This is a genomic window from Stenotrophomonas sp. Sm2128 (assembly GCF_030985535.1).
GTDB lineage: Bacteria > Pseudomonadota > Gammaproteobacteria > Xanthomonadales > Xanthomonadaceae > Stenotrophomonas > Stenotrophomonas maltophilia.
In genome coordinates, this window is record NZ_JAPTFQ010000007.1 from 29115 (window position 1) to 41016 (window position 11902).

The following is an 11902-nucleotide window of genomic DNA, read 5'->3' on the forward strand; positions in this document are numbered from 1 at the left end:
GATGCTGTGGCTTGACCGAATCTGGGATGCGTGTGGCGCGTTCCTGGCTGCGGCAGCCTTCTTTCTGGTTGCCTTGAGGAGAAAGCAGCATTTGGCTGGTAGATCACAAGAGTAGCGTGCCTTCTCAGCCCTCTCTTCGAGGAGGGGCCTTGAGAATTGTGACTCCAGCGGTCATCGCACCCCGCTGACGACTTCGGCAGGCACCGCCAGCTACACCTTTCCCCCAACCAGCCATCGCTTGGCTGCGGTGGATGGCGAGGTACGCAGCCATGACGCAGCGGGCAACACCACCAGCGTCCAGGTGGAGAACGTGGAAGTCGTCGGATTCGGGGGCGTGGTGTTCCTGTCCAGCACGACCCAGGTCTTCGGAAGCGACATTGCCACGGCGATGCTTGCCGATGCCGACGGCGTGCCGGTGAGAGTCACCCTGTGCCTGGACAATCACGATCAGCTCTTCGAGCTGGAGCTGTGGAAGGTGGACTTCTCGCCGATCATCGGCGTCGATCTGAGGAGCGCTTTCAGCGAGCACTGACGCCTGCTGAAAGCGATCCAAGCTGAAGGGCGTTGTGCATCGCGTTCACCCTTCGGGCTGCAACCGCCCCACCGCCTGCGCGCACAACGACTGGCAGGCCATGACCAACCCCTCCATCACCCGGTCGCCCACGTACTGCCCGGGGTCGCCGTTCTGCCGGGTGCGTTCCGCCGCCAAGAGCATTTCCAGCACCACCCGCAATCCACTCAACGCGCAATCGGCATCGGCCAGGGCCAGGCAGCGGCCGGGCAGTTGATGCCGCTCGGGCCAGGGCTGTCCATCGGCCGCCGCACCGGAGCCGATGCGGTGGAGATTGGCAATGAAGGTGTTCCTGTCCTCTGTTGGCGCAGCCGGAGGCGAACCGTCGTCGCCGGCGGTGCTGCGGTAGGCGTGCAGATGGGGGAAGTCCGATTCGTTCATGGCAAGGCTCCGTGCAGGGCAATCGGTAGCCGCCACCCATAAAAGTGGCGGACGGTACGTGGTTCGAACACCGGGTTGATGTCAGTCCGGCGGGCCCGAAGGCCCCCACGCACCGTCCGCCATAGCCGGCAGACGGATTGCCAGCCGGCGCCACGCTAAGGTGGCGCCGGCTGGCAAGCGCATACATCAACATCAACTCGGGTGTTCGAAGCCCGGCCACCCTTTTTAGGTGGCACGCCATCTGAGCCCCTGGCGCTGTGCAATGCCAATCAGAAGAGTTGCAAACATCACTCGATTGGAGACGCATTTGACATTGTCCTACGCTGTTAAGCCGCGCCAGTGCTGGCTGGCGTAGTGATCCGCCCGCAACGTGCAATCTGCGACAGGTGTCGAGGTTGTCACGGCGAACGGGCCGGGCGGGGAGGGCCTATCACGACAGGCGGCGCCAATTCAGGCTGCGTGGCTCACGGGTTGACGCTTTCAACGCCCCAGCGCACTCTGCGGGCTGGGGTCGACAACCCGTTCAGGGGCAGGGCTGCAGGGTGGTACCAGGAGGCGGAACAGCCATGAGCCAACTCACCGACAGCTTCGGACGCAGCTTTCCGTACCTGCGCTTGTCGCTTACCGAGGCCTGCAACTTCCGTTGCAGCTACTGCCTGCCCGACGGCTACCAGGCCGATGGCCGCCCGCGCTTCCTGCAGGTGGACGAGATTGCCCGTCTGGTGCGTGCGTTCGCCGCGCTGGGCATGAGCAAGATCCGCCTGACCGGCGGCGAGCCCAGCCTGCGCAAGGATCTGGACGAGATCATCGCCACCGTGGCGGCGGTGCCGGGCATCCGCAAGGTGGCCATCACCACCAACGGTACGCTGCTTCCCCGGCGCCTGCCGGGCTGGCACCGGGCCGGCCTGACCGCGCTGAACGTGAGCATGGACAGCCTGCAGCGCGAACGCTTCAAGACCATCACCGGGCACGACCGCCTGCCGGAGATCCAGCAGGGCCTGGCGCTGGCGCAGGCGTTGGGCCTGCCAGCGATCAAGCTCAATGCGGTGCTGCTGCGTGGCCTGAACGACGACGAGCTGCCGCGGTGGATGGACTACCTGCGTGACCGCCCCTTCAGCGTGCGCTTCATTGAACTGATGCGCACCGGCGACAACGAAACCTACTTCCAGCGCCATCACCTGCGCGCCGATCGGGTGATCGAGCAGTTGCTGGCCGCTGGCTGGCACGAGCGGCCGCGCGCCGCCGACGCCGGCCCGGCGCGCGAGTTCGGCCACCCCGACCATCGCGGCAGCATCGGCATCATTGCCCCGTATTCGCGTGACTTCTGCAAGGGCTGCAACCGCCTGCGGGTGACCGCCAAGGGCGACCTGCGGCTGTGCCTGTTCGGCGAGTTCGGCGTGCCGCTGCGCCCGCTGCTGCAGCGCGACGAGGACCATGACGCGCTGCTGGCACGCATCACCGCCCAGCTTGGCCTGAAAGCGGCCGGGCATGGACTGCACCAGGGCCAGACCGGGCTGACCCCGCACCTGGCCTCCATCGGAGGATGAGCAACACAATGAGTGGGGAATTGAACGCGGCCTTCCACATGGCCGATGTGCGCAACAAGCGCATCAGCCGCCGCCGTGCGGTGGCGGTGGGCGAGCTGCATGCCGGTCCGGTGGCCTATCCGCTGATCGTCGAGCGCCGCCTGCCCAAGGGCGATGCGCTGGTGATGGCCGAGATTGCCGGCCTGCAGGGCGCGAAGATGGCCTCGATGCTGATGCCGCTGTGCCATCCGCTGCCGCTGGAACTGGTGCAGGTGTTCTGCGCGCCGGTGCCGGAACGGCAGGCGATCCGCGTGTGGTGCGAGTGCGCCAGCGAGGCGCGCACCGGCGTGGAAATGGAAGCGTTGGCCGGCGTCAACGCGGCGCTGCTGACCCTGTACGACCTGAGCAAGCCGGTGGAGCCGGCGTTGCGCATCGAAGGCATCCGCCTGCTGTTCAAGGAAGGCGGCAAGCGCGGCGTCTGGCTGCACCCGGATGGCATGGACGAGGCCGAGCGCGTGCGTTTCAACCCACGTGCACCTAAGGGGTTGGAGGGTGCGGCCTGCGCGGTGATCACGCTGAGTGATCGCGCCAGCGAAGGCACCTATGAGGATGTGTCCGGCCCGACCCTCGTGACCGGGCTGAAAAAGCTGGGTGGCGAGGTGGTGGCCGCCGAGGTACTGCCCGATGGCATCGAGCCGTTGGCGGGCCGCCTGCAGGCCTTGGCCGCCGGCGGCGTGCGCCTGTGCCTGTGTACCGGTGGTACCGGGCTGGGCCCGCGTGACCTGACCCCGGAAGCGCTGCGTTCCTTGAACGCGCGGCCGGTGCATGGCCTGGCGCAGATGGTGCGGGCACTGAGCGCACAGCACACGCCGATGGCCTGGCTAAGCCGCGCCGAGGTGGTGCAGCTGGGCAACATGCTGGTGTTCGCGCTGCCGGGCAGCCCGAAGGCGGCGGCGCAGTGCCTGGACATCCTGGCGCCGGTATTGGGCCACGCCCTGGCGATGGTCGAGGGGGATGGCCACTGATGATTGCCTACAGCGAGGCCTTGCAGCACCTGCTGGAGGCGGCCCCGCCGCTGCCGGCCGAACGTCTGCCGCTGCATGAGGCCGGCGGCCGAACCCTGGCCAGTGACATCATCAGTGGGCAGTCGCTGCCGCCGTTCGACAATTCGGCGATGGACGGCTTCGCGCTGCGCGCCAACGGCGCGACGTTCGAAGCCGGTACCGAATTTGCCGTGCAGGGTTGGCAGGCGGCCGGCGATGCTGGCGCCGAAGGCGGCGAGGGTGCCTGGGAAATCATGACCGGTGCGCGCATGCCGGTTGGGCTGGATACGGTGGTGCCGGTCGAGAATGTGGAGATCCTCGCCAGCGAGGACGGACGCCCGACCCGCATTGCCCTGAAGGGCACGGTGAAGCCAGGCCAGAACGTGCGCCTGCGCGGCGAAGACGTTAGCGAAGGCGAGCGCGTGCTGCAGGCCGGGCAGGTGCTGGACATCAATGCGCGCACCCTGCTGCATGCCATCGGCGTGGGCGAGGTGGCGGTGGTGGCACGGCCAAAGGCCGCGGTGATCGCCACCGGCAAGGAACTGGTGACCGAGGCGGCGCAGGCGCTGGAATCCGGTCAGATCCGTGACAGCAACCGGCCGTACCTGGTCGGCCGCCTGCAGGCCGCCGGTGCCGAGGTGGTCTGGCAGGGCACGGTGGGCGATGAGGTGGCCGCGTTCAATGCGGTGCTGGATGCAGCGCTGGACGCGGGTGCGCAGCTGTTGATCAGCACCGGCGCGGTGTCGGCCGGCCGCTACGATTTCATTCCCGACGCGCTGCGCGGCCGGGGGGCGCGCATCGTGTTCCACAAGGTGGCGATCCGTCCCGGCAAGCCGTTGCTGTTCGCGGTGCTGCCCAATGGCGCGCTGTACTTCGGCCTGCCGGGCAACCCGGTGTCGGCTGCGGTGGGCCAGCGTTTCTTCGTCGAGCCGGTGCTGCGCCGCCTGCTGGGGCTGGCACCCGAGCAGGTGCTGACGTTGCCGCTGCAGGCCGACGTGCGCACGCCGCCGGGCCTGCGCTTTCATGCGCGGGCCCGGGTGGAAGTGGACGCGCAGGGCCGCCTGAGTGCGCGCGTGCTGGCCGGGCAGGAGTCGTTCCGTTTGATGTCCATGCTGCAGGCCAATGCCTGGGTGGTGCTGGAAGGCGAGGGCGGCGTGGCCGCTGCCGGCACGCCGGTGCGTGTGCAGGGCTGGGGTCATCAGGACCCGGTGCAGCTGGCGAGCCAGGAGCCGTGATGAAACAGGTGAATCTGCAGTTGTTCGGTGCGTTTTCCGATCTGGATGCCAGCCGCGAGATTGCCGTGGACGTGGCCGGTGGCACCGTGGCCGATCTGCGCCAGGCGCTGCGCGAGCTGCTGCCGGTGCGTTGGCCGGGTTTCCGTGCCGGCCTGCTGGATTATTCGGCGTTCGCCGACCAGCAACGCGTGCTGCGCGACCAAGAGGCGCTGCCCGACGATGGCCGTGTGGCGATCCTGCCGCCGGTGAGCGGGGGCTGAGCGATGAGCGAGAAGATCATCGCGAAGGTGGTGGACCGCGCGCAGGCGGCAATCGATCCGGCCGAGGGCATCGCGGCGGTTTCCGATCCGGGCTTCGGCGGCATCGATGTGTTCATCGGCAAAGTGCGCGACGTCAATGTGGGCCGGCGGGTGACCGGGATTACCTACGACCTGTTTGAACCACTGGTGCTGAACGAATTCAAGCGGCTGGCCGCCGAGGTCGAGTCGACGTTCGGTCCGAAGCTGAAGCTGTACGTGGCCCATGCCAAGGGCCGGCTTGGCATCGGCGATGTGGCGGTGGTGGTGGCCGCCGGCAGTCCGCACCGTGACGAGGCGTTCCGCGCCTGCCGGCAGTTGATCGAGGTGGTCAAGCACCAGTGCCCGATCTGGAAGCAGGAGCATTATGAAGATGGCGATAGCCAGTGGAGCGAAGATTGCAGCCTTTGCCATGCGGAAAGTGAACCTTCGCACTCCCATGGCCATACGCATGACCACGGGCATTGACCGCGCCCTTCAGGGCGCGGGATTCAGTAGATCCACGCCATGCGTGGGAGAGGCCTTTCCCGCGCATCCGGCCGGCGCAGCCACGCATGGCGTGGCTCCACTGCGATGAGCATCAACGGCATCGTGCTGGCCGGTGGCCTGTCCGCCCGCATGGGCCGCGACAAGGCACTGCTGCCCTGGCAGGGCCGCACATTGCTGGAACACATGCGCGGCCTGTTGAAGCAGGCGGGCGCGCGCGAGGTCTGGGTCAGCGGCAACTACCCGGCGTTTGGCGGAATCCCGGATCGGGTTGCACGCTGCGGCCCACTGGGCGGCCTCTACAGTGTGGCGATGCAGATGACGGATGGCCCTGCCTGGGTGGTGCCGGTCGATACGCCGCGGGTGACACCCGCGCTGTTGCAGCGCCTGCAGGCCGATCAAGCGCGCGCCTGCACGGTATTCGACGATGAACCGTTGCCGATGCGGTTGCAGATCGATGATCATTGCCGCCGCGTGCTGCAGGCCTTGATCGATGACCCGACGGCGCGCCGTTCACTGCGCGCCCTGCAGGAACGCCTGGGCGTGACACGGTTGCCACTGGCGCCGGAGGATCAGGCGTTGCTGCTCAACTGCAATACCCCGTCGGAATGGGAGTCCATCACAGCATGAAGGTCCAGCTGCAACAGCAATCGATGCGCCTGCGCGTGGATGAAGAAGAACTGGCACGATTGCTGGCAGGTGAATCGGTGGAGAACCTGACGCGCTTTGGTGGCAGCGGTGGCTGGGGCGTGGCGCTGTCGCTGCATGCCGGCGACCAGGCCGTGCTGCTCGATGGCGGGACATTCTGCCGGTTGGTACTGCCGCGCCAGGCCGTCGAGTCGCTGGCGGGGAGGCTGCCCTGCCGCGATGGCCTGGGCTTCGGTATCGCGTTGGATGACGACAGCATGCTGCAGCTGCAGTTCGACGTGGACGTGCGCGACAGCATGCGGCAGCGTGGCCCGCAGCGGCGTTCTGAACCTGCGCCCGAGTAGGCGCAGGTTGCGCAGGGCCGGGTGGTGCGCTGTCGTATGATGAGGGCCTTCGTTACTGGGTCGCTGCAATGCCCCTGAACCCCTCCGCTCCGCCCGCGTCCCGACCGGCCACGCCCAATCCGGCAGCGGCCGACGACGGAGACGCGCTGCACTTCTGCAGCACCTGCGCGTTCTCCGATGCCTGCATGTCGCAGGGCTACGACAAGACCGCGCTGGGCGAACTGCATGTGCTGGTCGACCACGTCGGCCCGTTCCAGGCCGGCGACTACCTGTTCCGTGCAGGCGATCCGTTCGACTCGATCGCAGCGGTCCGCGCGGGCATGGTCAAGACCTTTGTCGATGATAGCCAGGGCAACGAGCAGGTGCTGGGTTTCAGCCTGCCGGGCGAGGTGATCGGGCTCAATGCCATCCATGGCGCGCGCTTTCCCTGCAACGCCGTGGCCCTGGACACCGTCTACCTGTGCCGGATCTCGTTCCCGCGATTGAGCCTGCTGGCCACCCGCATGCCGGGTTTGCAGGCACGGCTGTTCAGCCTGCTCAGTGCCGAGATCGGCAAGGTGGCCACGCTGGCTGCCAACCATCGCACCGAGGAGCGCATGGCGGCGTTCCTGCTGGATCTTTCCGAGCGCTATGCCCGGCGCGGATTCTCCGCCACCCGTTTCAACCTGAGCATGGCCCGTACCGAGATTGCCAACTACCTGCGGATGGCGCCGGAGACAGTGAGCCGGGTACTGCGCCGCTTGAGCGACGAGGGTGTGATTGCGGTGAACCAACGTGAGATGCTGTTGCTGCAACCCGAACGGCTGGCGGCGTTGGCCGTGGCTCGGGAATCCGGACTGGACTGATCAGGCAAGCGAGGGGCCGACCCATGATGCGAGCGGGGCTGTTGGTGCTGGGAATGCTGGCTGCAGTGCCGGCCTGGGCGGCCGAGCTGACGGTGTCGGCGGCTTCGAGCCTGACCGAGAGCTTCCGCGAGCTGGGCGCGGCGTATGAGAGGGCGCACCCGGGAACCAAGGTCGATTTCAACTTCGCCGCATCCGGCGTGCTGCTGCAGCAGATCAGCCGTGGCGCACCGGTGGATGTGTTCGCGTCGGCCGATGAAACCACGATGGACCAAGCCCAGCAGCAGGACCTGCTGGCGGCCGGTACCCGCGAGGTGTTCGCGGTGAACGCACTGTGGGTGGTGGTGCCGCCGCAGGCCAAGGCTGCGCCGCGTACCTTGAAGGACCTGGCCGGTGCCGGTGTGCGGCGCGTTGCGCTGGGCAACCCGGACAGCGTGCCGGTCGGCCGCTATGCCAAGGGCGCGCTGGAAGCTGCGGGCCTGTGGCCGTCGGTGCAGGGCAGGATCATCACGACGCAGAACGTGCGCCAGTCGCTGGATTACGTGGCGCGCGGTGAAGTGGATGCCGGCTTCGTCTATGCCACCGATGCACAGGCGATGCCCGACCGCGTGCGCCGTGCCTTCGCGGTTCCGGTGGCGGGGCGCATTGCCTATCCGCTGGCGGTGACCAGCGCCAGCGCGCAGTCGGCCGAAGCCAGGCGCTTCACCGCCTTCGTGCGTTCGGCGCAGGGCCAGGCGATCCTGGCCAAACATGGGTTCGGCAAGCCCTGACGCATGGATCTGGACTGGAGCGCACTGGGGTTGTCGCTGAAGGTGGCCGGCTGGGCCACCGCGATCAATCTGGTGCTGGGCGTTGCACTGGGCGCGCTGCTGGCGCGGCGGCGCTTTCCCGGCCGCGAGCTGCTGGATTCGCTGCTGACCCTGCCGATGGTGCTGCCACCGACGGTGCTGGGCTATTACCTGCTGGTGCTGATCGGCCGCAACGGCCCGATCGGCGCGTGGCTGCAGTCGTGGTTCGGCATCAACCTGGTGTTCACCTGGCAGGCCGCGGTGATCGCCGCGGCGGTGGCTTCGCTGCCGCTGGTGTTCAAGCCGGCACGCGCGGCGTTCGAGGAAGTGGACGGACAGCTGGAGCAGGCCGCGCGCACGCTTGGAGTGTCCGAAGCAGCGGTGTTCTTCCGCGTCACGCTGCCGCTGGCGTGGCGCGGCATTCTTGCCGGCCTGCTGCTGGCCTTCGCACGCGCGATGGGTGAGTTTGGCGCGACATTGATGGTGGCGGGCAGCATTCCGGGACGCACGCAGACGCTGTCGATCGCCATCTACGAGGCGGTGCAGGCCGGCCAGGATGGCAAGGCCAATGCGCTGGTGATCCTGACTTCGGTGGTCTGCATCGTGATCCTGTTGCTGGCTGCGCGGCTGGTGGGCGGACGTCGCCGGGAGCTGCGCGATGTGGCTTGACCTGCAGGTGCAGCGCCGCCTGCAGGCGGCCGGCCAGGATTTCGTGTTGGACGTATCGCTGAAGTGCACGCAGCGCCAGGTGGTGCTGTTCGGGCCTTCAGGCGCCGGCAAGAGCCTGACCCTGAAGGCGGTGGCCGGGCTGCTGCGGCCGGGCCAGGGCCATGTGCGCCTGCAGGGGCAGACCCTGTTCGACGCGGCCACCGCTGTGGATCTGCCGCCGCAGCGCCGCCGGCTGGGCTACGTGTTCCAGGATTACGCGTTGTTCCCGCACCTGAGCGTGCGCCAGAACGTGGCGTTCGGGCTGCAGAAGGGATGGCTGAATCCGCGGGTCGGCCAGCGTTTCGATGTGGTGGAGCAGTGGCTGCACGCATTCCGCATCGACACGGTGGGCGATCTGCTGCCCGCGCAGGTCTCCGGTGGCCAGCGCCAGCGCACTGCATTGGCGCGCGCCCTGGTCACGCAGCCGCAGGCGCTGCTGCTGGATGAGCCGTTCTCCGCACTGGACCATGACCTGCGCCAGCATCTGCGCCAGGAGCTGGAGACCGTGCTGGACAAGACCGGCATTCCGCTGCTGTTGATCAGCCACGATCCACAGGACGTGGCGATGTTCGGTCAGCAGGTGGCGCGCATGGTGGATGGTCGCATCGTCGGCGGTTGACCCGTGATGGACGCACCGGCGACGGTTGGTCACATCTGATGGTAGTGCCGGCCGCTGGCCGGCAACCTCGGTATCCTGGGCAGCCGGCCAGCGGCTGGCTCTACCGTGATGCACGGGCGATGGTTGGCTACATATTCTGGTAATGCCGGCCAGCGGCCGGCTCTACCGGTCCAGGATTCGTGCAGTCCAGTGGTACCGATCAATACAGCTCACAGTGCGTGCGGCCTTCGCCCCGCAGCGCGTCCCAGCGCCCTTCGCCACCAATGGCATCGATGGCCTCGCGCACCGCGCTTTCCAGATGGCGCTTGTTGCCGCACAGGTACAGGTGCCCGCCGCGGGCCAGGACGTCGCGCACTTCGCTGGCGCGCTGCTGCAGCACATGCTGCACATAGATCTTTTCAGCGCCATCGCGCGAGAACGCGGTATGCAGGCCGGCCAGCACGCCACGCGCGTGCCAGTCCTGCAGCTGGTCGCGATACAGGTAATCGTGCTGGCGGTGCTTCTCGCCAAACACCAGGTGCACCTCGCGTTCGCAGCCGTTGGCCTGCAGCTCCTGCATCAGGCCCATCAGCGGTGCGATGCCGGTGCCGGTGCCGACCAGCAGCAGCGGCGCCTGGTCGGTATCGGGCAGGTGGAAGCCAGGGTTGGAGCGGCAGTACACACGGGCGTGGTCGCCGCCATGCAGCAGGCTGCCGGTGGCGGTGCCGAAGCGCTCGCGGCCGCGCAGGGTGTAGCGCACTTCGCGCACGCACAGGCTCAGCTGGTCGTCGCACGGGTGTGAGGCGATCGAATAGGCGCGCGGCAGCCGCGGTGAAAGCAGCTCGCGCAGCCGGGCCAGCGGCACGCTGTCCGGCGTGGCGTGGTCCTGCAGCACGTCCAGCAGGTCCAGGCCGTGCAGGTAGGCTTCCAGCTCGCGCTTCTGGCTGACCTTCAACAGGCCCTTCAGTACCTCGCTACCGCCGAGCCTGGCCAGTTCGCGCAGCACGCCCTTGCTCAGCAGGCGCAGCTCGCGGTCGTGCAGGGCGGCCGCGGCGGCGGTGTCGCCGTACCAGGCAGCCAATGCCTGCAGCAAGGCAGGGTCGTTCTCGGGTACCACGTGCAGGGTGTCACCCGCGCGGTAGGCCATGCCACTGCCGGCAATGTCCAGTTGCAGGTGCCAGGCGGCCGGGTCGCTGCTGTTCAAGCGGTGGCGTTCGAGGATGCGGGCGGCAAACGCATTGTCTTCGCCATAGGCGGTGACCTGCAGGTGCAGGTGCTGGCCAGCGCTGAGGTCGCCATCCAGCACCTGGCCGAGCACCGGCTGCCATTGCTGGAAGAACTGCTCGTAGCCCAGGTCGGCATCCACGCGGCGCAGCAGTGGCTGCGCCTGGCGCTCGCACAGCGCGGCATCCAGCGCCTTGGTGAAGCCGCAGAAGCTCGGGTAGCCGGTATCACCGAGGCCGAACACTGCATAGCGCAGGCCGCTCAGCGTCGGGATCTGGCGCAGCGTTTCGAAGAACTGCTCGCCATTGGCTGGCGGCTCTCCGTCACCGAAGGAACTGGAGATCGCCAGCAGCACATCGCCTTGGCCGAGACTGGCTACGTCGATGTCGTTGAACGGGAGCACCTGCGGCCCATGCGGCTGCAGCTCCGCGCCCAGGCGCTGGGCCAGGGCGCGGGCGTTGCCCGACTCGGACGCGAAACCCACCAGCAGACGGCTGAAGGGCGTACTGGTCGGGAGGGCGTTCACGCGGCCTCGTAGAAGTCGTCGAACTTTTCCTTGCTGAACTCGACCAGGTCGTAGTTCTGCATCAGGTCGTTCACCACGCGGCGGATGCTGATGTAGGAGGTGATGTTGCCATCGGCGTCGAACAGCGGCTGCACGGTGGTGTCGACCACGTAGAGCACGCCGCCTTTGCCAAGGTTGGGTACGATGCCGGTCCAGGTTTTGCCGGCCTTGATCGTGTCCCACATGTCCTTGTAGACGGCCTTGGGCACGTCCGGGTGGCGCACGATGCTGTGCGGCTGGCCGATCAGTTCCTCGCGGGCGAAGCCGGTGAGCGTGCAGAACAGGTCGTTGGCGTAGGTGATGTTGCCCTGCAGGTCGGTGGTGGAGATCACCATGACGTTCTGCATGGCGTTCAGCAGCTGGGCGGTGTCGGGGGTGTAGCTCATCGCAGGGTCCTTGTGGATGCCGGCCGCGCCGGCGTGTTCGGGTCCTGCATAGGAATACGCCCGCGCGGCGGCGGGCGGTTTGACATTGGTCAAGCGCGTAGCGCGAAGGCCTGCGACCGGGTGTCGCAGGGTGAGTCTCTTAAAGACCAATCCAGCTCGGCTCAGGCGGCACGTGGGATTGCCAACAGCCGGGCGTGGGCTCGGCCCCATCGCAGGAGACACGGGCAGGAGGCGGGCGCATGTCATGTGTACTGAGCTCAT

General features: G+C 67.5%; 15 protein-coding genes. 12 read left to right on the forward strand and 3 right to left on the reverse strand.

Annotation, left to right across the window (positions count from 1 at the left end; translation table 11 throughout):
* The first annotated feature begins 247 nt into the window (after positions 1–247).
* Complete coding sequence (locus O0K41_RS03690) at positions 248–532, forward strand: hypothetical protein (RefSeq protein WP_149501565.1); 285 nt, start codon at positions 248–250, stop codon at positions 530–532.
* Positions 533–577: 45 nt separating this feature from the next.
* Here the strand turns inward: O0K41_RS03690 and O0K41_RS03695 are convergent, their stop codons facing one another.
* Positions 578–952, reverse strand: a complete 375-nt coding sequence (locus O0K41_RS03695) for a hypothetical protein (protein WP_049451563.1) — start codon at positions 950–952, stop codon at positions 578–580.
* 566 nt (positions 953–1518) lie between these two features.
* Here O0K41_RS03695 and moaA point away from each other — a divergent pair.
* The 11 genes from moaA (at position 1519) to O0K41_RS03750 (ending at position 9487) form a co-directional block, all read left to right on the forward strand.
* Positions 1519–2499 carry a GTP 3',8-cyclase MoaA gene (gene moaA / locus O0K41_RS03700; RefSeq protein ID WP_088437082.1) on the forward strand — a complete coding sequence of 327 codons (981 nt, stop codon included), beginning with the start codon at positions 1519–1521 and terminating at the stop codon, positions 2497–2499.
* A gap of 8 nt (positions 2500–2507) precedes the next feature.
* On the forward strand, positions 2508–3503 hold the full coding sequence (moaCB, locus tag O0K41_RS03705) for a bifunctional molybdenum cofactor biosynthesis protein MoaC/MoaB (protein WP_049451560.1): 996 nt from the start codon (positions 2508–2510) through the stop codon (positions 3501–3503).
* Entirely contained in the window at positions 3503–4756 is a 1254-nt protein-coding gene (gene glp, locus O0K41_RS03710; RefSeq protein ID WP_049451558.1) for a gephyrin-like molybdotransferase Glp, read from the forward strand. The genes moaCB and glp overlap by 1 nt, the downstream gene beginning before the upstream one ends.
* Positions 4756–5016: a MoaD/ThiS family protein gene (locus tag O0K41_RS03715; protein ID WP_149501157.1), complete on the forward strand. Its 261-nt coding sequence runs from the start codon at positions 4756–4758 to the stop codon at positions 5014–5016. The genes glp and O0K41_RS03715 overlap by 1 nt, the downstream gene beginning before the upstream one ends.
* Before the next feature lie 3 nt (positions 5017–5019).
* Positions 5020–5520, forward strand: coding sequence for a molybdenum cofactor biosynthesis protein MoaE (locus tag O0K41_RS03720; protein ID WP_164221983.1), 501 nt, complete (start codon positions 5020–5022; stop codon positions 5518–5520).
* Positions 5521–5625: 105 nt separating this feature from the next.
* Entirely contained in the window at positions 5626–6168 is a 543-nt protein-coding gene (locus O0K41_RS03725; protein WP_049451553.1) for a molybdenum cofactor guanylyltransferase, read from the forward strand.
* Positions 6165–6530, forward strand: coding sequence for a hypothetical protein (locus O0K41_RS03730; protein ID WP_005413668.1), 366 nt, complete (start codon positions 6165–6167; stop codon positions 6528–6530). Before O0K41_RS03725 ends, O0K41_RS03730 begins: the two co-directional genes overlap by 4 nt.
* Positions 6531–6598: 68 nt before the next feature.
* On the forward strand, positions 6599–7375 hold the full coding sequence (locus O0K41_RS03735; RefSeq protein WP_005409910.1) for a helix-turn-helix domain-containing protein: 777 nt from the start codon (positions 6599–6601) through the stop codon (positions 7373–7375).
* 23 nt (positions 7376–7398) lie between these two features.
* Positions 7399–8142: a molybdate ABC transporter substrate-binding protein gene (gene modA, locus O0K41_RS03740; RefSeq protein WP_149501156.1), complete on the forward strand. Its 744-nt coding sequence runs from the start codon at positions 7399–7401 to the stop codon at positions 8140–8142.
* 3 nt (positions 8143–8145) lie between these two features.
* Complete coding sequence (gene modB, locus O0K41_RS03745; RefSeq protein WP_005409908.1) at positions 8146–8829, forward strand: molybdate ABC transporter permease subunit; 684 nt, start codon at positions 8146–8148, stop codon at positions 8827–8829.
* Positions 8819–9487 (forward strand): ATP-binding cassette domain-containing protein, encoded by a 669-nt coding sequence (locus tag O0K41_RS03750; protein WP_049451547.1) that lies wholly within the window; start codon positions 8819–8821, stop codon positions 9485–9487. Before modB ends, O0K41_RS03750 begins: the two co-directional genes overlap by 11 nt.
* 199 nt (positions 9488–9686) lie before the next feature.
* Here O0K41_RS03750 and O0K41_RS03755 read toward each other — a convergent pair whose 3' ends face one another.
* On the reverse strand, positions 9687–11216 hold the full coding sequence (locus O0K41_RS03755) for a sulfite reductase flavoprotein subunit alpha (RefSeq protein ID WP_149501155.1): 1530 nt from the start codon (positions 11214–11216) through the stop codon (positions 9687–9689).
* Positions 11213–11641 carry a PAS domain-containing protein gene (locus O0K41_RS03760; protein ID WP_057496044.1) on the reverse strand — a complete coding sequence of 143 codons (429 nt, stop codon included), beginning with the start codon at positions 11639–11641 and terminating at the stop codon, positions 11213–11215. The genes O0K41_RS03755 and O0K41_RS03760 overlap by 4 nt, the downstream gene beginning before the upstream one ends.
* Positions 11642–11902: the final 261 nt, after the last annotated feature.